Source organism: Aquidulcibacter sp. (assembly GCF_044346625.1).
Taxonomy (GTDB): domain Bacteria; phylum Pseudomonadota; class Alphaproteobacteria; order Caulobacterales; family Aquidulcibacteraceae; genus Aquidulcibacter.
Window position 1 is genome coordinate 1 of record NZ_JBIIYV010000013.1, and the last position, 20,042, is coordinate 20,042.

19 protein-coding genes are annotated in these 20,042 nt (G+C 54.7%); 12 read left to right on the forward strand and 7 right to left on the reverse strand.

What is annotated here, in order from left to right; genetic code table 11:
• Positions 1–381: 381 nt before the first annotated feature.
• Positions 382–1,116: a murein L,D-transpeptidase family protein gene (locus tag ACIQ20_RS05345; RefSeq protein WP_395778112.1), complete on the reverse strand. Its 735-nt coding sequence runs from the start codon at positions 1,114–1,116 to the stop codon at positions 382–384.
• A gap of 326 nt (positions 1,117–1,442) precedes the next feature.
• Between ACIQ20_RS05345 and ACIQ20_RS05350 the strand changes: the two genes are divergently transcribed.
• The 5 genes from ACIQ20_RS05350 (at position 1,443) to hfaD (ending at position 6,718) form a co-directional block, all read left to right on the forward strand.
• Positions 1,443–2,213, forward strand: coding sequence for a hypothetical protein (locus ACIQ20_RS05350; protein WP_395778114.1), 771 nt, complete (start codon positions 1,443–1,445; stop codon positions 2,211–2,213).
• 428 nt (positions 2,214–2,641) lie between these two features.
• Positions 2,642–3,214: a holdfast anchoring protein HfaA gene (gene hfaA, locus ACIQ20_RS05355; protein ID WP_395778116.1), complete on the forward strand. Its 573-nt coding sequence runs from the start codon at positions 2,642–2,644 to the stop codon at positions 3,212–3,214.
• Complete coding sequence (gene hfaB, locus ACIQ20_RS05360) at positions 3,214–4,224, forward strand: holdfast anchoring protein HfaB (protein WP_395778118.1); 1,011 nt, start codon at positions 3,214–3,216, stop codon at positions 4,222–4,224. The genes hfaA and hfaB overlap by 1 nt, the downstream gene beginning before the upstream one ends.
• Positions 4,225–4,321: 97 nt before the next feature.
• The gene (locus ACIQ20_RS05365; RefSeq protein WP_395778120.1) at positions 4,322–5,353 is read left to right on the forward strand and encodes a cupin-like domain-containing protein; all 1,032 of its coding nucleotides are present in this window, start codon (positions 4,322–4,324) and stop codon (positions 5,351–5,353) included.
• Between the two features lie 135 nt (positions 5,354–5,488).
• Positions 5,489–6,718 carry a holdfast anchor protein HfaD gene (gene hfaD / locus ACIQ20_RS05370; protein ID WP_395778122.1) on the forward strand — a complete coding sequence of 410 codons (1,230 nt, stop codon included), beginning with the start codon at positions 5,489–5,491 and terminating at the stop codon, positions 6,716–6,718.
• Positions 6,719–6,788: 70 nt separating this feature from the next.
• On the opposite strand, the gene ACIQ20_RS05375 is transcribed toward hfaD, so the two are convergent.
• The 4 genes from ACIQ20_RS05375 to ACIQ20_RS05390 all read right to left on the reverse strand — a co-directional run bounded on the left by ACIQ20_RS05375 (position 6,789) and on the right by ACIQ20_RS05390 (position 10,803).
• Positions 6,789–7,739 (reverse strand): Hsp33 family molecular chaperone, encoded by a 951-nt coding sequence (locus ACIQ20_RS05375; protein WP_395778124.1) that lies wholly within the window; start codon positions 7,737–7,739, stop codon positions 6,789–6,791.
• Positions 7,736–8,668, reverse strand: coding sequence for an ornithine carbamoyltransferase (gene argF, locus ACIQ20_RS05380; protein ID WP_395778126.1), 933 nt, complete (start codon positions 8,666–8,668; stop codon positions 7,736–7,738). The genes ACIQ20_RS05375 and argF overlap by 4 nt, the downstream gene beginning before the upstream one ends.
• Positions 8,669–8,692: 24 nt before the next feature.
• Positions 8,693–9,868 (reverse strand): aspartate aminotransferase family protein, encoded by a 1,176-nt coding sequence (locus ACIQ20_RS05385; RefSeq protein WP_395778201.1) that lies wholly within the window; start codon positions 9,866–9,868, stop codon positions 8,693–8,695.
• 128 nt (positions 9,869–9,996) lie between these two features.
• On the reverse strand, positions 9,997–10,803 hold the full coding sequence (locus tag ACIQ20_RS05390) for an ABC transporter permease (protein WP_395778128.1): 807 nt from the start codon (positions 10,801–10,803) through the stop codon (positions 9,997–9,999).
• A 92-nt stretch (positions 10,804–10,895) separates the two neighbouring features.
• Here ACIQ20_RS05390 and folP point away from each other — a divergent pair, with 92 nt between their 5' ends.
• Genes folP through ACIQ20_RS05415 form a run of 5 tightly spaced genes read left to right on the forward strand, consistent with a single transcriptional unit; the run spans position 10,896 to position 14,252 of the window.
• The gene (gene folP, locus ACIQ20_RS05395) at positions 10,896–11,726 is read left to right on the forward strand and encodes a dihydropteroate synthase (protein ID WP_395778130.1); all 831 of its coding nucleotides are present in this window, start codon (positions 10,896–10,898) and stop codon (positions 11,724–11,726) included.
• 54 nt (positions 11,727–11,780) lie between these two features.
• On the forward strand, positions 11,781–12,587 hold the full coding sequence (gene thiD / locus ACIQ20_RS05400; RefSeq protein ID WP_395778132.1) for a bifunctional hydroxymethylpyrimidine kinase/phosphomethylpyrimidine kinase: 807 nt from the start codon (positions 11,781–11,783) through the stop codon (positions 12,585–12,587).
• Positions 12,584–13,159 carry a nucleotidyltransferase family protein gene (locus ACIQ20_RS05405; protein WP_395778134.1) on the forward strand — a complete coding sequence of 192 codons (576 nt, stop codon included), beginning with the start codon at positions 12,584–12,586 and terminating at the stop codon, positions 13,157–13,159. Before thiD ends, ACIQ20_RS05405 begins: the two co-directional genes overlap by 4 nt.
• Position 13,160: 1 nt before the next feature.
• The gene (locus ACIQ20_RS05410; protein ID WP_395778136.1) at positions 13,161–13,979 is read left to right on the forward strand and encodes a PhzF family phenazine biosynthesis protein; all 819 of its coding nucleotides are present in this window, start codon (positions 13,161–13,163) and stop codon (positions 13,977–13,979) included.
• 60 nt (positions 13,980–14,039) lie between these two features.
• The gene (locus ACIQ20_RS05415) at positions 14,040–14,252 is read left to right on the forward strand and encodes a DUF3126 family protein (RefSeq protein WP_395778138.1); all 213 of its coding nucleotides are present in this window, start codon (positions 14,040–14,042) and stop codon (positions 14,250–14,252) included.
• 66 nt (positions 14,253–14,318) lie between these two features.
• Here the strand turns inward: ACIQ20_RS05415 and ACIQ20_RS05420 are convergent, their stop codons facing one another.
• Positions 14,319–15,113: a PhoH family protein gene (locus ACIQ20_RS05420; protein WP_395778140.1), complete on the reverse strand. Its 795-nt coding sequence runs from the start codon at positions 15,111–15,113 to the stop codon at positions 14,319–14,321.
• Between the two features lie 285 nt (positions 15,114–15,398).
• Between ACIQ20_RS05420 and ACIQ20_RS05425 the strand changes: the two genes are divergently transcribed.
• A complete protein-coding gene (locus tag ACIQ20_RS05425) occupies positions 15,399–15,947 on the forward strand; it encodes a gamma carbonic anhydrase family protein (RefSeq protein ID WP_395778142.1) in 549 nt (182 codons plus the stop codon).
• Positions 15,948–16,023: 76 nt separating this feature from the next.
• Positions 16,024–17,094: a phytase gene (locus tag ACIQ20_RS05430; protein ID WP_395778144.1), complete on the forward strand. Its 1,071-nt coding sequence runs from the start codon at positions 16,024–16,026 to the stop codon at positions 17,092–17,094.
• An 80-nt stretch (positions 17,095–17,174) separates the two neighbouring features.
• Here ACIQ20_RS05430 and secA read toward each other — a convergent pair whose 3' ends face one another.
• Complete coding sequence (secA, locus tag ACIQ20_RS05435) at positions 17,175–19,946, reverse strand: preprotein translocase subunit SecA (RefSeq protein WP_395778146.1); 2,772 nt, start codon at positions 19,944–19,946, stop codon at positions 17,175–17,177.
• Positions 19,947–20,042: the final 96 nt, after the last annotated feature.

Consider the following 20,042-nt stretch of genomic DNA (forward strand, 5'->3'; position numbering starts at 1 on the left):
CTCCTATCTTGTTAAAGGAGCATCCATCGTCAGAACCTAAACCCACTTCTTCAATCAAAATCGCAATCAACCCAAATCCATGCCCCCAGCCCATCACGCACAAACCTCCCGCGGAGCGGGTTCGTTCTTTGGTGCAAATCAGACCTAACATAAAAGGCACTCCGCCCTTAGAGTCCTTACTCTAACACCAGTAACTCAAGTCAAGACATGTTCGCCTCGCGGGACAGCAGATAGCGCTTTGCAACCGCCTCGACGACGTCTGTACCCGCATCAAGCCGCAAGTGCGCATAGCGCTCGGTTGTCTGAGGTTTTGTGTGGCCGAGAAGTTTACCGATTATGGCGAGGCTTGCACCATCCGCGACGGCCCAAGAGGCGAGTGTATTACCCTACCACCACATAGCGACTTGAGTTGACCGCCACGATTGGGGGCTTCCCCGTTCGATCAAAGGCGTTTTGGATCGCCATAAGATCGGTCCAGTAAAGCAAATGCTTGCTCTCAGCGAAGCCTGCTAGGGCTTTCTCGCTCAATACACATGGAAAAATATGCACGTCCACCTTGGCTTGGCCGGCTTGATGGGCGGCAGAGACGAGCGTCCAAATATCCTCAATAACCGGGTCGGTCATCGCCAAACAGCCAATGCTCTCGCAGCGGCCATGGATCATGATGAAACTGCCCGTTCGGCCAAGGGATTGGTCGAGCGCATTTGGATAACCGACATTCATTGAGAGATGATAAGAGGAGGCATTGTTCATCGCTTCAGGCGTCACACCATAGACGCCCTCTGGAACTTGCTTGTCCCCTTCAGCCTCCTTCGGACCCAGCAAACCTGAAGCAGCGCAAATCGGCCAACTCGCAAATTCGATAAACCTGCCTGTGCGACCGGGCTGAACATAAAGATAAAGTCGCTTTTCTTGCTTATAAGCCCGGATGAAAACTGGATCGCCCAGGCTGGCACCTAGCGCCCGAAGTCGTTCGGTGACCTTTGGGGCGGCCCGCTCGATGGCGACGGCCGCCCGTTGCGGGCCAGGCAACTCCAATGGCTGCTCACTGCAGGCCGCACCGACAGTGGGCAAGACACATGCGGGAGCCATCAGGGTTTTGCGTCGAGTGATCATATCGAGATGATATGACGTACCACCCAGCCGCGCCAGTACAAAAGTTCAATGCGGCAGGCGAACAATTTGTATTGAATTGAGAAAAAATCCCAAATGATTACGAAATATTTTATTAACTAATTTGTCAACAAAGAGGCCTTAAGATTCTTTATTGTTTATAGATAAAGAAACTCCTATATAGTTTATTTGAAAGTTCACAGATTTCCGATCAGTTACTTTCGCCTTATTTTGCCTTATTTCCCCTGCGGCATGAATTGGCCCTCAGATTGCTCCCCTACCTTCAGAAGCCACACAGGGTTTGAGCTTCAATTCAGCGGGAGTATATCATGAAAAAGGCAGCTATCATCTCGGCAATCGCTCTTGTCACCTCAATTGGTGGTCAAGCATTTGCTCAACAAGCCATCAACGTTTCTCAGTTTATGAACAGCAACATTTCGGCTAACACCGTGGGCATCGCACACAACGTTTGCTGCGCAGTTGGTTTCTCGGCTGTGGCAGGCGCAAACTCCGCCGAAGTCGCTGGTACCGCTTCCAGCGTCCATTGGAACAACAACCAGCAGTTCCGTGGCGATGCCATTGCAACCACTTCTGGCCATGTCGGCAACATTGGTGGCGATGTCACTTTGAGCTCTGCAGCATTCGCAAACAATGCAGCGGGTTCCTTCGCAGGTGCACATGAAGTTGGCATCAATAGCGTCCAGCACAACTGGATCGATCCATCAGCTTACACCACTGGCAATGTGTTCAACATTGGCGGCAATGCCACCGCTTCAGCTCAAGCCAACGGCAACATCTTGAGTGCTTCTGCACCAAACGCAGCAGTCTTCAATGTTGCCGCCCAGCAACATGGCGGCGCTGCAGTCAATGCGGGTGTCAGCCTGACCGCGCAGAACATCACCGGTGACGTAACTGGCAGCGCTCGCGGCTTCGGCAACTCCATGACCTTTGCTGGTGCCAGCAACATGAACATCTCTGGCCAACAAAACATGGTGGCCCCAATCAACACCAACACCTTCATCAGCGCCCACAATGTTGGCGGTTCGGTGTTCGGTTCGTCGGTCTCGATCGGGAACGTGTTCAGCGTTGGCAAGCCTTAAGCCCTAAGGCTTCTAGCCAGTAAAGAGGCCAGGTTCCTTTATCGGTTCCTGGCCTTTTGCCTCTCAAAACCTAGGCCGTTGTTGTGGATATTTTGAAGTGACCAAGTGATAGCCCTTTGGTCCTTATAGTGATCCGCAGACGTTTTCTACAAAAACACAAGTCAACACATTTCATTATTCATGAATTGTCCACGATTTATTGGTTAAGTTGATCTTGTGAGGGGCATCTCAGAACATGCTGGTTACGAAGAGAAACCGGCTCAAATTGAAACAATGACGAATTATCGCCGAAACGGGGAAATCCCGTTTGGCACGAAATGGTTCGCCAAACACGAGAATAGACCTGAATCGAAGGGGCGAATGCCAAATTTGGTTGGCGCCGTGATTGCAGCCCTTGGTGCAGTGTTCGTCCTAGAGGAGCGAAGAATATGAAGGAAGCTCATCCAACTAGCCCAGTAAAGCTTGATGTGAAGCTTGACGTGAAGCTTGATCGCTCTCGCTTTGCCCGTGCCGCTTTTGGATTGTCGGCTGCAACCTTGAGCGTTGCTGCGATGCTTGCCGCCATGCCAGCCCATGCGCAAAGCCGTGCTGGCTATGCCAATGAATTCAGCCGTCCCTATGGCACAAATCCCGGCGACCAAAACCGCCCCTATGATGCCAGCACCCGCGACCTTAACTCCAACCGCGTCATCATCGATGGCCGCATTGTCGTGGGCGATGATTTATCGTCTCTGCCACTTGGCCTCTATAATAGCGGCTCTTCAGGCATGGGCTTCTCCGGCACCGGGGCCGCCATCGGCAACCAGCTCAATGTCAACACCACCGGTAGCTTCAATACCGTGGTCGTCAATTCTACCCAGATCAATAACGGCAACCAAACCGTCATCATCAACGGACAATCCACCTCAACAACAGCGGGCAATACCACAACCGCTGCGGCTTCGGCTGTCCCTTCCACTAACAACGCCCAGCAGACGCTCAACGGGGGGCTCGATTTCTAATGACCCAAACCACTCTTTTCGCTCGCGCTAAATGGGCCAGCCTCGCCCTCGCCAGCACCCTCGCGCTCACCGGATGTATCTCGCCCACCGCCACACCGGCTGGCAATTATGCCCGCCCCATCGGCAATGCGCCTGTAACCGCCAACCCAACCCCTTACTCAGCCGCTCTGGTCTGCTTGGGCAATTATGCCCGAGGCCAGAACATCCGCGGCCCCCGCGTCGCGGTTGGTCGCATCCTTGACTATACCGGCAAGTCCGACTTCGAAGGCGGCCGCCAAGTCACCCAAGGCGCTTCCTTGATGGCTATCTCGGCCTTTGCCAAATCTGGCGCGCGTCTGGTTGAGCGCTTCGACACCTCCGTGTCCGAGCTTGAACTCAAATATGCCAACAACCGTCTGATCGGCGAAGAAGGCCAAGACTTCCGTCGCATCCTCGCCGGCCAAGTCCCAGGCTCTGACTTTTATCTCATCGGCGGCATCACCGAGCTTAATTACAACATCCGCTCCATGGGCACCGACACCTTCATCGGCGACCGTGACCCCACAAATGGCAAGGGCATCGTCAATGGTAAGCTCTATGTCATGAATGTCGGTCTCGACTTGCGCTTGATCGACACCAAGACCCTCGAAGTCGTCGATGTCATCTCTTACCAAAAGCAGATCATCGGGCGTGAAGTCGGTCTGGGTTATTTCCAATTCCTCGACAACATCACCCTCGACCTCGGCGTCGGTGGTCGTAGCCAAGAGCCTGTCCAACTCGCCGTCCGCTCGGTCGTTGAACGCGCCGTCGTTGAAATGATGTCCAACATCTACGGCGTCCCAGGCGCTAGTGCCTGCCAAGGTGCCTTCGGCCCAGGCGGCGACCCCATGGGCCCCATCGGCAACACCGGTGCCTTCGTCCCACGCTCCGACGCCACCGCAGCCGGCGCCGCCGCACGCACCAACCCCAATAACTGGAACGACACCCGCGACAAAAGCCTCTCACGCTCCCTACGCGGCACAAAGAACTAGTCGTACATTCCTAGAGTTATTGACACCATGATAGAGAGCGGCCCATCAAGGCCGCTCTTTTGCTGTGTTCAAAGCGAAACGGATGGGGAAAAGCACCATGGCTGTGGATTGGTCACATTGTAAGCCGGTCGCGACCTATGAAAAGGTTGATTTAGCCCTCTTCCAGAGCACAATCCAACCCGCTCAGAAGCCCGCTATCCTGCGCGGCCTTGTCAGCGACTGGCCGATTGTTAAAGCTGGGCTGATATCCGATCAGGAAGTTTGTGCTTATGTCGGCCGTCACGCTACAGACGCACCGGCCAATTGCTTTTTCGCGCCGCCGGAAATCAAAGGGCGCTTTGGCTACGGGGCGGACCTTCAAGAATTCAATTTTGACGTGCGCTCTGCCTCTGTTGAGACCCTGTTGAACATTCTCCTGCGACTGCGTGACGTTGAAAATCCGCCTAGCATGTATGCAGGTGCCCTGCCTTTCCCGCAATTCTTCCCCACTTTATCGATCGAATGCCCGATGCCTTTGCTTGAACCAAAGGTCGCCACAAAGGTTTCCTTGTGGGTTGGCAACCAGACCCGGACAGCCGCCCACTGGGATCTGCCGCAAAACTTGGCCTGTGTTGTTGCTGGCAAGCGCCGCTTTACGCTGTTCCCGATTGAACAACTCAACAACCTCTATATCGGCCCACTTGATCACACCTTAGCGGGACAACCGATTTCTTTGGTGAACATTACCGAACCAGACCTCACGACCCACCCGCGCTTTACTGATGCGATCAAGGCAGCCCAAATTGCAGACTTAGAGCCTGGGGACGTTTTGTATATGCCCAGCTTATGGATCCACCATGTGGAGTCGAAGACCCCCGTTGGCATGTTGGTGAATTTCTGGTGGCGCGACGGCCCGGAACATTTAGTGACCCCAAGCCTGACCCTTCAACATGCCCTCTTGACCTTGCGCGACCTACCCAAAGCCGAAAAGCAAGCTTGGAAGGTGGTCTTCGACCATTATATCTTCCAATCTGACGAAGACCCCATGGCTCATATCCCGGAATTGGCACGCGGTGTCTTTGGTCCAATCACGCCAGACAGCCTTGAAAAGATCAAGGCGCGCCTGCGTCAGTCGCTCGACCTCGATTAAGTCGACTTCCTATTTCCCGCTTTAGGAGAATTCTTAAGTTCAAACTCCCTTCGTTGGCACGAAACCCGCAATCCTACTCCCAACACCGGCCGAGTGTGCCGGAAAGAGACAGATCTCAAGATCGTGGAGTAGAACATGGCACAGGCAAAATATCTTATCGCAACTGCAGCCGCTTTGGCGTTCATCCCAGCAATCGCCAGCGCCCAGCATGCGTCTTACGAAGTCCTGAACGGTCAAGTTCAAATGAGCGATGTCGTTGCTACTCTGAACGTCGAGTTCCAAACCAGCCATGGCACTGCTTCCAACAATCTCGCTGCTGGTAATACCATGTCCGCGAAGGCAGTTGAGCAGAGCATGAATGTATCCAACACGCAAACATTGCGCGGCACCGTCTCAGCCATCAATTCGGTAACCGGCCAAAACGCACGAGGCGTGACCCAAAGCACTGCTGTAGCGCACGGCAATGCGGCCCAAGTTGAAGGTTGCTGCGCCTCTGTCGGGATCAATTCGACCCAAACCGCACAAGCTGGCACAAAGATCACGGCCAAATCGACGATCAATGTTGGCTCGGCTGACTTCATTGTTTCGGGTGCTCAAGCAACTGCGAACAGCTTCGGCAGCTTCACCAAGAATGGCTACACCCAAGGCAAAGTCACCCAAACCAGCGCTGCAAAAGTAGATGCATCCTCCAAAGTTACTGCGTGCTGCAATAACGGTGCGATCTCGTCCAATGCCATCGGTGCTGCAAACTCAGCGCGTTGGGAAGGTGAAGCTGCCACGATTTTTGCTGAAGTTGATCAAAAAAACTCTGGCGAGGTCGCTACGACTTCGACTGTTGATGTCAAAAGCGCAACCAACGTCTCGAGCGGCGCAGCTGCAGCAGGCAACTTGGCCGAAATCCAAAACAAATGGGGCTATGCTCAAATGAGTGGCTCGCAAAACAATAGCGGCAATGTTTCATCGAGCTCCGTTATCAATTTAGACAATTTCGAAGGCTTTGCCATGTCGGGTTCCAATTCGGTTGGTAACTCTGCTTTGCTGTCGAACTTGGGCTCAGACGTTTCGATGTTCATGGACCAAAACAACACGGGCAACGTCTCGGCGACAACCAGCTTCTCCGGCGCATCGGCTAATGGCGGCGTGGGCCAAGCGACGTCGTCGGCAGTCGGCAATTCAATCACCGCTTATTCCTGTGCTTCTTGCGGCAATGAGAGCGTGTTGGTTGAAGGTCGTACGAACCAGACCAACACCGGCAACGTGACCGCGACCACCAATTTCAACGGCGGCAACATGGGCATGATCTCTGCCAGTGCTTCGGCCATTGGCAACAGCGCGACCTTCGTTGCTCAACGTAGCAGCCACTAATTCAAACGCTCTCTCAGACGACAAAGGCGGCCTAAAAGGCCGCCTTTTTTGTGTCTAGATTTGCTCAAGCTCAGAGCAATTCTTCTGGGCGAACATCAAAGCTCTTGTTACAATACTCGCAACGGACCCGGATGAAGCCGTCGGCTTCAATCATGTCAGCCGCCGCCTCTGCCCCAAATTGCTTGAGCAAAGCAAGGATGCGATCACTGGAGCATGTGCAAGCTGTTTCGATCGGTCGCGCCTCAAACAAACGCACGCCATCTTCGTGGAACAATCGAAACAGCAAATCCCCCGCAGACAGTTCGGCATTGACTAGCTCTCGGTCTTCTAGGGTTTCAAACAGGATCGAGGCATGCTCCCAAGCCATCGACGTGTCGCCGCGCGCACTGTCACCGGCAACCTGCTGGATCAAAGCCCCACCTGCCCGCCATTGTGACCGGCCTGCTGGGCCATGGGTCTCTGCGCAAGCGATACGGATGCGGGTCGGGATTTGTTCGGACTGGGCGAAGTAAAGTGCCGCTGCCTCGGCCAAAGTATCACCTTCTAGCGCGACTGTGCCCTGATACCGGTCCATGTCATCGCCTTGATCGACCGTCATGGCGAAAAGCCCAGGTCCAATCAGCTCGGGCAAGGTCGGCTCAGAATTCTGCGCTAACAGCTTGGCCAATGCCACGCCATCCACATTGGCGTAGCCGCGCAAGGCACCATTGGTGCGATATTCAGCCACGATAAAACGGATCGGCCCTTCAAGGCCATTTTCGCCCTGCACTTGAATGATGAGCTTGCCATCGAATTTCAACGAAGCCCCGACCAAGGCTGCCAAAGTCAACATTTCGCCCAAAAGGCGCGCAACGCAATCGGGATATTTGTGGCGTTGCAGGATCTCATCGACCGTTGCGGGCCCCAGCCGCACAATACGTCCGCGTACAGGCTCACCATCAATTTGGAACGCCGCTACAATATCGTCGGCTGCGGCCATCAGGTCCGCATCGGGATCGGAAGGATTGGCATCATATGTCATTGGCCTGCCCCTTGCCCCAAGCACCAAGTCAGGACAGCTTTTTGCGCGTGAATTCGGTTCTCAGCTTCATCAAAAATACGACTCTGAGGGCCATCCATCACAGCATTGGTAACCTCTTCGCCGCGATGGGCCGGCAAGCAGTGTAGGAAAATCGCCTCCGGCTTAGCTTGTGCCATCAGCTCTTCGTTCACCTGATAGGGCCCCAGCGCCTGCATGCGCTCACCAACATTGGTATCGCCCATCGAAACCCAAGTATCTGTCACCACACAATCTGCGCCTGCAATAGCTTCTGCCGGGTTATCAAACACCTCAACAACAGCCCCTGCTGCGCGCCCAGCCGCTAATACTTCATCGGAAGGCCGGAAGCCTGCTGGGCATGCTGCAGCCACTTGGAAGCCCAGTTTTGAGGCCGCATGGATAAAGCTGGTCAGCACATTGTTCCCATCACCCGCCCAAGCGATCTTCGCACCCTTGAGCGCGATGCCAGCCTCTTCCAAGGTCATAAGATCGGCCAAAATCTGGCATGGATGGGAAAAATCCGTCAGTGCATTAATGACAGGGACAGTCGCATACTCGGCCAATTCCAACAGACTGGCGTGACTATTGGCGCGCAAAGAGATCACATCGACCATGCGTGATAACACCCGCGCGGTGTCTACAATCGACTCCCCACGACCCAATTGGCTGGTGGCAGCATCCATCATCAACGTCTGCCCACCCAATTGCCGCATGGCCGCATCGAAAGACACACGGGTGCGGGTTGAGTTTTTCTCGAAAATGGCGGCCAGCACATGGCCAGCCAGCGGTGCATCGGCATCGACCTTGCCTTTGGGCCAATTTTGGCGCGCGCGCTTGCGGGCATGAGCTTCATCAAGAATAGCCCGCACTTCCTCAGGCGCGAGGAGATCAATATCGATAAAATGGCGCATGATGAAACGTCCAGTCAGGCCGGCTTAGGCGGCTGCATTGACCTCTGCTTGGGCTGCAGCCAAGGCTGCGTCCAAAATCGAGATGGCTTCAGAAACATCGTCTGGCGACACGATCAAAGGTGGGGCCATCCGCAACACATTTTGGCCAGCAGTGCCAACCAACATACCGCGCTCAAAGCACAACTGACGCACTTTCAGGGGGTCAATTGTCAACTTCAATCCGGCCAACAACCCTTTGCCGCGCACATCGACCACGAGGTCTGGGTAGCGGTCTTTTAGGCCAGCCAAGGACTGGTGCAGCTGATTGGAGATATCGCGCACATGCTCAAGGAATTCAGGCTGGCTGATTTCGTCAAAGGTGGCATGGCCAACAGCCATCGCCAGCGGGTTGCCGCCAAAGGTCGATCCGTGAACGCCGCGAACCATCCCGGCGGCGGCTTCTGCCGTGGCCAGACAGGCACCCATGGGGAAACCGCCACCCATGCCTTTTGCAACAGCCATTACATCGGGGGTGATGCCAGCCCATTCGTGGGCAAAAAGCTTGCCAGTCCGCCCAGCGCCCGATTGCACTTCGTCAAAAATCAGCAAGATGTCATGTTCGTCGCACAAAGCGCGCAGGCCCTGCAAACATTCGTTTGGCACCGCGCGAACGCCACCTTCACCCTGGACAGGCTCCAGGATAATGCCAGCGGTTGTGGGGCCAATGGCCGCTTTTAGCGCTTCATGATCGCCGAATGGCAATTGGCGGTAGCCCGGCAGCGGCGGGCCAAAGCCCGCCAAATAATTTGGGTTAGCAGCCGCATTGATGGCACCATAAGAGCGGCCGTGGAAAGCCCCTTCAAAGCCCAAAATCTCAATCCGTTCCGGATTACCTTTGGCTGAATGATATTTGCGGGTCAGCTTCAAGCAGGCTTCAATCGCCTCAGTCCCGGAATTGGCGAAAAACACCACATCCGCGAAAGTAGCATCGGTGTATTTCTGCGCCAGCGAGCGTTGAAGTTCAGTTTGGTACATGTTGGACATGTGCCAGATTCTATTGGCCTGCTCCGTCAAAGCCGCCACCAGCTTAGGATGGCAATGCCCCAGACTGTTGGTGGCAATACCAGCAATGAAGTCGAGATAGCGCTTACCCTCAGCCGTAAAGACTTCAACGCCTCGCCCTTGCACGAAATCGGCTGGAGCGGGGGAATAGACGGGCATTAACGGGGCAGCGCTCACAGATCACTCTCCAAATCATGGGTTTCAACCGATAAGACCAAACGAAAAAGGGCCTAGCTGCTGCTAGGTCCCTCGTTCGAAACCAAGTCGGACTGGGTCCTTTTACAGCCTTATGCGCGCATGCGCCACCCCGTCTTGAACACCCGCCAACAGGCAAAAACCAACATGAGGCTGATCACACCGGTCGACACAGCGCTCGTCATGACATCAGCATCGGCATGGCCGGTAAATCCGTAACGGAAGCCATCAATCAGATGGAATACCGGGTTCCAAAGCGACAGCGTATGGAAGGGTTCAGGTAGCACTTTGATAGAATAGAAAGTACCCGACAGGAAGGTCAGCGGTGTGATCAAGAAGCTGGTCACAAAGGCCAGATTATCAAACTTATCCGCCCAAATGCCGCCCAAGACGCCAAAGGCGCCAAACATGATCGCCCCGGTCAAACCGAAATAAAGCGTCCAGCCGATATGCTTCGGCATCACATTGGCAAAGATCGTGATCGATACGGCCATCGCCAAAGCCACCAACAGCCCACGCGTTGTCGCTCCGGCAATAAAGCCCGCAGTGAGTTCGCCTGCTGACAAGGGCGGCATTAAAAAGTCCACCGTCGTGCCTTGGACCTTCGCAACGATCAAAGACGACGAAGAATTGGCAAAAGCATTTTGTATGATCGACAACATGATCAGCCCGGGGGCCAAGAAGTCCGCGAACGGGATCCCGCTCATCATCCGCTTGTCGGCACCAAAAGCCATGACAAACACCACCATCAACAGCCAAGTTGAGACGACAGGGCCGAAAATCGTTTGAACAGCCACTTTCCAGAACCGACGCACTTCGCGCTGATAAAGCGTTTGCAGGCCGATCCAATTCAAAGCGCCATAGGCGCGCGGTGCGGGGGGAGTCGCGGGTTGGGTCATGTCTCTAGTTTGACCTCCCCGCGCTATGAAGGAAAGGCCTTTCGCACACCAAACCCTGTCCTTGGGCGGCAAACTTGCTTAGTTTGAGCATTATGAATCCATTCTCCGAAGCTCTCACCCGCCCAAGCCGACCGCTGCTTATGGGCGTTATCAATGCCACACCCGATAGCTTTTCCGACGGCGGGCAGTTTGTACACATAGATTCCGCCCTGCTGCAGGCGCGCAAACTGATCACGCAAGGCGCAGATATTCTCGATATTGGCGGGGAAAGTACACGCCCCGGCGCTGAATCTGTCGATACACAAGAAGAGCTCGCACGTGTTTTGCCGATCATTGAGGCGATCCGGCGCGCCAGTTCGGTTGCCATTTCCATCGATACCCGCAAGCCTGAAGTGGCACGCGCAGCGATCGCAGCCGGCGCCAATTGCTGGAACGATGTCTCGGCGCTGACCTTTGCGCCCGACTCTATAGCCACGGCTGTAGACCTCGATGTGCCTGTTGTGTTGATGCATGCGCAAGGCGATCCAAAGACCATGCAACTTGACCCTCATTATCGAGATGTGACTGGGGACGTCCTAAACTTTCTGGTTGGGCGGATTGGACAAGCGATCCAAGCTGGTGTGAAACTCTCCAACATCATCGTGGATCCGGGCATTGGATTTGGCAAAACGCTGGAGCACAATCTGACTCTGCTGCGCGATTTGCCCCGTTTCGTGGCTCTGGGACGTCCGGTTCTGGTTGGGGCCTCTCGCAAGCGCTTCATCGCCGCCCTCGACCAAGGGGCGGAGGTAGGTGATCGCTTGGGCGGCTCTGTGGCGGCGGCTTTGTTTGCAGCCCAACATGGTGCGCAAATCCTGCGCGTTCATGATGTCACTGAGACGCGCCAAGCCCTGACCGTGCAAACAGCTTTGATAGACTTCTAGGCGCATGGGCTTGGCCTATTTATTCCTCCAATCAACCTAGCGAGAGGCAATTTCATGACGAGCGAACCCAAAGGCCGCGTCCTGATCGTGGCTGGCAGCGACAGCGGTGGCGGTGCTGGCATTCAAGCCGATATTAAAGCGGTTACAGCGCTGGGTGGTTTTGCCATGACGGCTGTAACAGCCATCACCGTGCAGAACACGCTTGGCGTTTTTGATGTTCATCCCATCCCCTTAAAGGTCATTCGCGATCAAATCTCTTGCGTGGCAAGCGATCTGGGTGTCGATGTCGTCAAAACAGGCATGTTGGGCAGCATTGAAACCGTGGAAGTTATCGCCGAAGCCCTAGATGCTTACACCAAGTCCGTACCCCGTGTGATAGATCCCGTCATGGTGGCCAAAGGCGGACATCCCTTATTGGAAGACAAGGCTGTTGCTGCCGTCAAAAGCCTGATGATTCCCCTAGCAGGCCTTTTGACCCCCAATGCACCGGAAGCCGAACGCCTTGCCGATGTTTCGGTTGATGGCATCAATGGGCAACGCCGAGCAGCAGAGCGCTTGTTGCGGCTGGGCGCAAGTGCGGTGTTGGTCAAAGGCGGCCATATTCCGGGCGCGCGCTTCACCGACGTGCTGGCGACGCACAAAGGCGAGGTTTTCTTTGAGGCTGAGCGCATCGATACCACTTCCACCCATGGCACCGGTTGTACCTTGGCCAGCGCCATTGCTGCCCTCCTCGCTCAAGGCGTCGAACTGGAAGAAGCGGTTGAGCGCGCGCGGGCCTATCTGGTCGAAGCCATCAAACGGGCACCCGGCTTTGGCAAAGGCCACGGCCCCCTGAACCACGCTTGGCCCGTCCAGAAATGAGCGAAAATCTAGAGACCAGATTGATCGATATGGTGCGGGCCAGCCCGAAAGTGATGGAGGTCCTAAGGCTGGTTCGCGATGCCAGTTTGCCAGACTGGCGCCTCGTGGCGGGCTCCATCTATGGCACGGTTTGGAATGCGTTGACTGGCAGGCCAGCCGATTATGGCATCAAGGATTATGACATTTGCTATTTCGATCCCGATACCTCTTGGGACGCAGAAGACCGAATTATCAAAGCGGTCGACCACTTGTTGCCGGAGTCCTTGAAGCCCTTGGTTGAGGTCCGCAATCAAGCCCGTGTGCATCTTTGGTTTGAGCAACGCTTTGGCAGCCCCTATGCGCCGCTGAGCTGTACGGACGAATCGCTTGAGCGCTATCTGTGTTTTAGCGATGCCGTTGCTGTGCGCCTTGAAGCAGATGACAGCATCACTCTATCAGCACCTTTTGGGCTGGAGGACGTGTTTGCTATGATCTTGCGCCCGAACCCAAAGCGGGGGGCGACCGGCAATACCAAAGTCAAAGTGGCTGGCATTCAAGCCCGCTGGCCTGAAGTCCAATTTAAGGAAGCTTGATATGCGCCAGTTTCTGGTCGACGCCTTTGCCTCAAAGCCTTTCACCGGCAACCCTGCCTGTGTCGTCGAACCCTTTGACCAATGGCCAGATGCGGCTTGGATGCAGACTTTGGCGATGGAGAATAATCAAGCCGAGACTGCCTATCTGTTGCGGACAGATGATCCTGCGCGTTTTGGCCTGCGCTGGTTTACCCCTGCTTTGGAAATCCCCCTCTGCGGTCATGCGACCTTGGCCTCGGCCCATGTCTTGCTCAGAGAATTGGGCGTTAAGGCATCAAGTCTTACCTTCGATACGCTGAGTGGTCCCTTGACGGTGCGCACGCTCGAGGACGGTCAGTTAGAGCTTAACTTCCCCGCCAATCCCCCGGTTCAAATTGCCACCCCAGACGGATTGGCAGAAGCCCTAGGCGCTGAAGTGGTTGAAACTTGGGTCGGCAATTATGCGGTCGCGATCGTCAAAAGCGAGTCCGTCGTTCGGGGACTAAAGCCCAATCTGGCAGAGATTGAACGCATTTGCACTGAGAAGTTAGAGCGAAATCGGGGCAATCTGATGGTGTCAGCTTTGGCCGATCCAGATGCAGATTATCACGTGGTCAGCCGCTTCTTTGCGCCGGGTTCAGGGATTGCGGAAGACCCGGTAACAGGCTCTGCCCATTGCATCATCGCGCCCTTGTTTGCTGACAAGATTGGCAATGCCTGCCTTACCTATTTCCAAGCCTATCCAGGACGGGGCGGCGCTTTGACCTGTGAGGTCGTTGGCGACCGGGTACTCTTACGCGGCAATGCGGTGACTGTACTCGATGGCCAATTGCGGGTTTAGCCCCCTTTCTTGTTCCCTCACGAACCCCTAAACCCGTGGTCAAATTCTTGGAGAAAAATCATGGCAAATCCTGAGTGGAAGCGCGTCGAAGCGCATATGAACCGGGTCTTCCGCACAAAGGACGTGACCTTGAAGCCACGCGCCGGCGTGAAGGATTCGATGGAAGTGTATCTGGGCCCTGAGTTCTTGGGCACTGTCTATATTGACGAAGATGAAGGTGAAACCTCCTACATCTTTGAAATGGCCATTCTGGATATTGATCTGGAAGACTAATAGACGCACCAGCCAGACATGATAAAGCCCGCCTCAGAACTTCTGTGGCGGGCTTTTCTTTTGATTTTACAATACGCTCAGCATGCTGGCGACCAAGGGATGGCGCACGATATCGACGTCGGCCAGCCTGACCACTGCGACATCGTCGAGGCGGTCCAGCGCATCTGCAATTTGGCCAAGCCCCGATAGCTCAGGCAAGAGGTCAGTCTGGGCTGGGTCGCCAGTAACAACCATAGTGGAATGCCAGCCCAAGCGCGTCAGGAGCATTTTGAGTTGGCCGTAGGTGCAGTTCTGCGCCTCATCAATCACCACAAAGGCATTGTTCAGGGTTCGGCCACGCATGAAACCAATTGGCGCAATTTCGATCAGGCCCTCAACCATCATGGTCTTTAGGCGCTTTGGGCTCAATCGGTCAGAAAGCGCATCCATCAAAGGCCGCAGATAAGGCGCGAGCTTTTCTTCCATATGCCCGGGCAAGAAGCCGATCGATTCGCCAGCCTCCACCGCAGGTCGCGACAAGACTATGCGCGACACGCGGCCAGCTTCCAAAGCTTCTACCGCCTTTGTAATCGCCAAATAAGTCTTGCCGGTGCCAGCTGGGCCGATGGCCACTACAAGCGGGTTTGAATCGATGGCATCCATCAATTTTTCCTGTCCAGCGGTGCGGGGCTTTACCTTTTTGAGGAAGCTCTGGTCGCGGTCTGGCCCGTCATCCTGTGCCGTTGGGTTCCAGCCAAACAGCGCCCGTACATTCGACTCTTCTTGCACGTAAGAGCCATGTTTCGACCCCCCTAAGCTGTGCGATTGACGCGACTGCTCTGCTTGATCACGGGTGCGACGGACTGCTGGGCGTTTAGCCATAGACATGCTCCTTCAGGACGGACTTCATGGAAACAAAAAACGCCGCAGACCTTGAGGGCTGCGACGCACAAAGAATTGTTGAATGCCAACAAGACGCTTAGAGAGCCGACCAAAAGGCCGGCAGGGTCTGGATCATAAATGGTCGCGTATGCGATCACTAAGCCCCCTAATCGCGGGAGTATCGAAGACCTCTTCGACCTTGCCGCGAATCTCTGTTGCGATGTCATCCTAGCAGAGTAAATGAGGTGTTAACGTCACAAAATCTTGTCGGAAGGGAACTTTTTTATGAACTTTATTCTAGGTGCCTATTCTTTGGGCGATGCGACCCCCACGCTGCCGGCTTCGGGCGATTATTGGATCGCACCCAATGCGACCGTGATTGGTAATTGCATCCTGCATCATAACGCAAGTGTCTGGTTTAATGCTGTTTTACGTGGAGACTGCGACCCAATTACGATTGGCGAGAACTCCAATGTCCAAGACGGGGCAATACTTCATACAGACATTGGCATCCCGCTTACGATTGGGAAAAACGTCACGGTCGGCCATTTGGCCATGCTTCATGGGTGCGAGATTGGCGATAATAGCTTGATCGGCATTGGTGCCGTGGTCCTCAATCGGGCCGTGATTGGCAAAAATTGTATCATTGGGGCCAAAACGCTGATCCCAGAAGGCAAAGTGATTCCCGACAACTCCCTCGTGATGGGCGCACCTGGCAAAGTGATTCGCGAGGTCACCCCAGACCAAGCTCAATTCCTAACCGGCTCTGCCTTGCATTATGTCGAGAATTGGAAACGCTTTCACGCAAGTTTGAAGCCAGTGCCTGCATCATAAGCCCTATCGTCATAAGGTTGGAATGAAACTAGGCTATCGCCCTAGGAAGCGAACGAACCAGTGGAGAAGAATTGTGATGCGTGTTGCTAAATTTGTTCTGGTGCCTGCTTGTCTAAGCCTTTTTCTTGGTGGGTGCGCGACAGAGCTGCCGATTGGGGAACGCATTGCGCGGGCAACGCCTGCTGTAAACGTCGTAGCTCGCGGCGAAACAGTTCCTGTTGGCTCTGTCAATCAAGATGCAGCCGATGATCCAGCTATTTGGCGTAACCCTGCCCGCCCTGAAGCCAGCTTGATCGTGGGCACGGACAAGAAGGCTGGCCTTTATGCTTACGGATTGGACGGCCAAATACGTGATTTCTTCGATGCTGGTAGGGTGAATAATGTGGACCTTCGGGCCGATGTCTTGGTCGCTGGCACACCGCAAATTGTCGTCGCAGCCAGCGACCGCAACGACCTAACCCAAGCCAAAGTGGCGCTATTCACGCTGGACCCCATCTCCGCCAAACTGACTCCACTCGGCACCGTTGCTGCGGGGGCTGGCGAGGCTTACGGCATCTGCCTCGCGCAAACCGAGGGCAAGTTTTTTGCCTTTATGGTGCTTAAGGACGGCACAATCCATCAGGTGGCTTTAGATTTGGCCGGCCAAACACCGTCTGGCCAAATTGTGCGCACGATGAAGCTTGGCACCCAATCGGAGGGCTGTGTGGTCGATGAGAAGACCCAGCGCCTCTATGTCGCCGAAGAAGACGTCGGCCTCTGGCGTTTTGATGCCCGACCGACCGGAGCCCTCACGCCATCCAAGATTGCCCCCGCCGATGGCAAGAACATCGTGGCGGACGCCGAAGGTGTTGCCTTGGCAGAAGGCCCGGGCGACGCGCGCTATATTCTGGTCTCCAGCCAAGGCGACAATGCCTACACCATCTATAAGGCGAGTGATGAGAGCTATGTGGGCCGGTTCAGGATTGCCGCCGGGACCTTTGGCGCAACTGAAGAGACCGATGGCATAGAGTTGATTGTCGGCGACTTTGGGTCTGCCTTCCCGGGTGGGCTATTTATCGCCCAAGATGGCATGCAAGCCGGGGGTGCACAAAACTTCAAATTGGTGGCTTGGGACGATATCAAGGCGGCCATCGGCCTGCCCAATTAAGACCAAATGCTATAAAAAAACAAGCGCTTGACTGAAATCAAGCTCTTGTTTTATTTGTTCAATTCCACGAACAGGCGACCTTAGAGCGCGCCGTGGCAAGCCTTAAAGCGCTTGCCAGATCCACATGGGCAAGGCGCATTGCGTGGCGTATCGAGCCAAGCGCGCGGCATTTCACCCAATGCGGACGGCACCAAATCATCTGCAGCAGCGCCCATTTCATCAAGCCCGGTTGCTGGCAACGGGTGGCTGGACAGCCAATTCGGGTTAAGACCTAAGCCATCACCAATGCCAGCGCCAAAGCCACTGTCAATGGTTGCCCTGCTAGGGTCAAAGTCAGCTGGCACCATCGGCTGATCAGGCTGAACCAATTGCACGTTCATGAGGAAGCGCGTGACATCGGCCCGCAAGTCCGTCCGCATTTTCTCAAACATCGAGAAGGCGTCAGTTTTATATTCGATCAGCGGATCGCGTTGACCATAGCCACGCAAATGGATGACCGAACGCAGGTGGTCTACTTGGGTCAAATGTTCACGCCATTTGAGGTCGATGGTCTGCAACAAAACTTGCTTTTCGATGTAGCGGGATTGTTCCTCACCCATCATGGCGACTTTCTCGGCCCAAACCTTATCCGAGGCCTCGATGATGGCTTGGCGGATGTCGTTGTCATCCACGCCTTCCTGCGCCGCCATGTCCTTAGCAGGAATGGTCAGCCCCAAAACATCTTGCACTTCTACTTCCAAGCCATTGGTATCCCATTGTTCCGGGAGCATTTTTGGTGGCATATATTCTTCGCACAAGGTGTCGATGACTTCATGACGCATGTGCTGGACGGTTTCTTCAACGTCTTCCGTGCGCATGAATTCCTTGCGCTCTTCAAAGATCTGCTTGCGTTGATCATTGATCACATCGTCATATTTGAGCAGATTTTTGCGGATTTCGAAGTTGCGGGCTTCGACGCGCTTTTGGCTGATTTCCATCGCCTTATTCATCATGCGTTCTTCGATGGGCTCGTCTTCATCCACCTTTAGAACACGCAAAATGCCGGCCATACGTTCACCGCCAAAGATGCGCAGCAGATCATCATCGCAGGAGATGTAGAAGCGGCTCCTGCCGGGGTCGCCCTGACGACCGGTGCGCCCGCGCAACTGATTGTCAATCCGGCGGCTTTCATGACGCTCGGTACCCAAGACATAAAGGCCACCCAGCTCCATGGCTTTGGCCTTTTTGACTGCAATGTCGGCCATGATCTCGTCATGCAGGCTCTTTAACTCGGCCTCAGTCAGTGCCCGACCCCAAGCAGCCTCGCGGGTGCGACGCTCCTTTTCGAGGCGCATTTCTGGGTTACCGCCCAACTGAATGTCTGTCCCGCGACCAGCCATGTTGGTGGCGATGGTGACAGCTCCAGGTACGCCAGCCTCTGCAACGATTTCGGCTTCCTCGGCGTGCTTGTGCGCGTTCAGAACCGAATGGGGAATATTGTCGGCTTTCAGCAATTCAGAGATCGTCTCTGACTTCTCAATCGAGGCGGTACCCACAAGGATTGGCTGACCGCGCGAATAGCATTCGTGGATATCGCGCATGATGGCTTTGTTCTTGCCAGCTTCGTTTTGATATACGACGTCGTTCTCATCGATCCGCGCAACCGGCCGATTGGTCGGGATTTCCACGACTTGAAGACTATAGATATCCTCAAATTCAGCCGCTTCGGTCTGGGCCGTCCCGGTCATGCCGCCCAGCTTCTCATAGAGCCGGAAGTAGTTCTGGAAGGTGATGGAAGCCAAAGTTTGGTTTTCAGGTTGAACTGTAACAAGTTCTTTGGCTTCGATGGCCTGATGTAAGCCATCGGATAACCGCCGACCCGTCATCATCCGACCGGTGAATTCATCAATCAGCACGACCTCATCGTTTTTGACGATATAGTCCTTGTCGCGGGTGTAGAGCACATGGGCGCGCAAGGCTTGGTTGGCGTGGTGCACGATGGTCGTATTGACGGCCTCATACAGAGCGCCCTCAAGCAAGCCGCGCTCCCGCAGCAAATCTTCAATATGTTCAGAGCCCTGCTCGGTATAAACCGCCGAACGCTGTTTTTCGTCATGCTCATAGTCGTCTTTGTCGAGCAGATAGATCAGCTCATCCATCGCGCGATAGAAGTCTGAACGATCGTCTGTCGGGCCGGAAATGATCAAAGGCGTACGCGCTTCGTCGATCAGAATAGAGTCAACTTCATCAACAATCGCAAAATGGTGCTCACGTTGGACCATTTCATCGAGCGTATATTTCAGATTATCGCGCAGATAATCAAAGCCAAATTCGTTGTTGGTGCCATAGGTGATGTCTTTTGCGTAATTGACCCGGCGCTCACGGTCGTCGAGGCCAGGAACGATCACGCCGGTCTCCATGCCAAGGAAGCTATAGATGCGGCCCATCCATTCGGCGTCGCGTCTCGCCAGATAGTCATTGACCGTTACAACATGTGTGCCTTTGCCCTGTAGCGCATTGAGATAAACAGGTGCGGTCGCGACTAGGGTTTTGCCTTCACCCGTGCGCATTTCAGCAATCGCACCAGAGTTCAGAACCATCCCTCCAACCAATTGCACATCATAATGACGCTGCCCAATGGCGCGGGAAGCAGCCTCGCGAACAACGGCGAAGGCTTCGTCCAAAATATCATCAAGGGTAGCGCCGGCCGCCAGCTTCGCTTTGAACTCGTCCGTCTTGCCACGAAGATCGTCATCACTGAGTGCTTTGATGCCCGCTTCTAGCGGATTGATCCGCTGTTCCACCCGCTGGATGAACGACTTCACGCGGCGCTCGTTTGAGGATCCAAACAGCTTCTTGACGATATTCAACATGAATTTCCGGCCTGACCTGTGCCGGAAACCCCGGCAATAATGGAGCCCTACATATCTGATTCATCAGACCTGTAAGGGGCGCGAAAGCCGCGCCAA

Bases quoted from the DNA above. Each gene is read 5' to 3' on its own strand.
- ACIQ20_RS05345 (WP_395778112.1), bottom strand. From the start codon at position 1,116: ATGATCACTCGACGCAAAACCCTGATGGCTCCCGCATGTGTCTTGCCC.
- ACIQ20_RS05350 (WP_395778114.1), top strand. From the start codon at position 1,443: ATGAAAAAGGCAGCTATCATCTCGGCAATCGCTCTTGTCACCTCAATT.
- hfaA (WP_395778116.1), top strand. From the start codon at position 2,642: ATGAAGGAAGCTCATCCAACTAGCCCAGTAAAGCTTGATGTGAAGCTT.
- hfaB (WP_395778118.1), top strand. From the start codon at position 3,214: ATGACCCAAACCACTCTTTTCGCTCGCGCTAAATGGGCCAGCCTCGCC.
- ACIQ20_RS05365 (WP_395778120.1), top strand. From the start codon at position 4,322: ATGGCTGTGGATTGGTCACATTGTAAGCCGGTCGCGACCTATGAAAAG.
- hfaD (WP_395778122.1), top strand. From the start codon at position 5,489: ATGGCACAGGCAAAATATCTTATCGCAACTGCAGCCGCTTTGGCGTTC.
- ACIQ20_RS05375 (WP_395778124.1), bottom strand. From the start codon at position 7,739: ATGACATATGATGCCAATCCTTCCGATCCCGATGCGGACCTGATGGCC.
- argF (WP_395778126.1), bottom strand. From the start codon at position 8,668: ATGCGCCATTTTATCGATATTGATCTCCTCGCGCCTGAGGAAGTGCGG.
- ACIQ20_RS05385 (WP_395778201.1), bottom strand. From the start codon at position 9,868: ATGCCCGTCTATTCCCCCGCTCCAGCCGATTTCGTGCAAGGGCGAGGC.
- ACIQ20_RS05390 (WP_395778128.1), bottom strand. From the start codon at position 10,803: ATGACCCAACCCGCGACTCCCCCCGCACCGCGCGCCTATGGCGCTTTG.
- folP (WP_395778130.1), top strand. From the start codon at position 10,896: ATGAATCCATTCTCCGAAGCTCTCACCCGCCCAAGCCGACCGCTGCTT.
- thiD (WP_395778132.1), top strand. From the start codon at position 11,781: ATGACGAGCGAACCCAAAGGCCGCGTCCTGATCGTGGCTGGCAGCGAC.
- ACIQ20_RS05405 (WP_395778134.1), top strand. From the start codon at position 12,584: ATGAGCGAAAATCTAGAGACCAGATTGATCGATATGGTGCGGGCCAGC.
- ACIQ20_RS05410 (WP_395778136.1), top strand. From the start codon at position 13,161: ATGCGCCAGTTTCTGGTCGACGCCTTTGCCTCAAAGCCTTTCACCGGC.
- ACIQ20_RS05415 (WP_395778138.1), top strand. From the start codon at position 14,040: ATGGCAAATCCTGAGTGGAAGCGCGTCGAAGCGCATATGAACCGGGTC.
- ACIQ20_RS05420 (WP_395778140.1), bottom strand. From the start codon at position 15,113: ATGGCTAAACGCCCAGCAGTCCGTCGCACCCGTGATCAAGCAGAGCAG.
- ACIQ20_RS05425 (WP_395778142.1), top strand. From the start codon at position 15,399: ATGAACTTTATTCTAGGTGCCTATTCTTTGGGCGATGCGACCCCCACG.
- ACIQ20_RS05430 (WP_395778144.1), top strand. From the start codon at position 16,024: ATGCGTGTTGCTAAATTTGTTCTGGTGCCTGCTTGTCTAAGCCTTTTT.
- secA (WP_395778146.1), bottom strand. From the start codon at position 19,946: ATGTTGAATATCGTCAAGAAGCTGTTTGGATCCTCAAACGAGCGCCGC.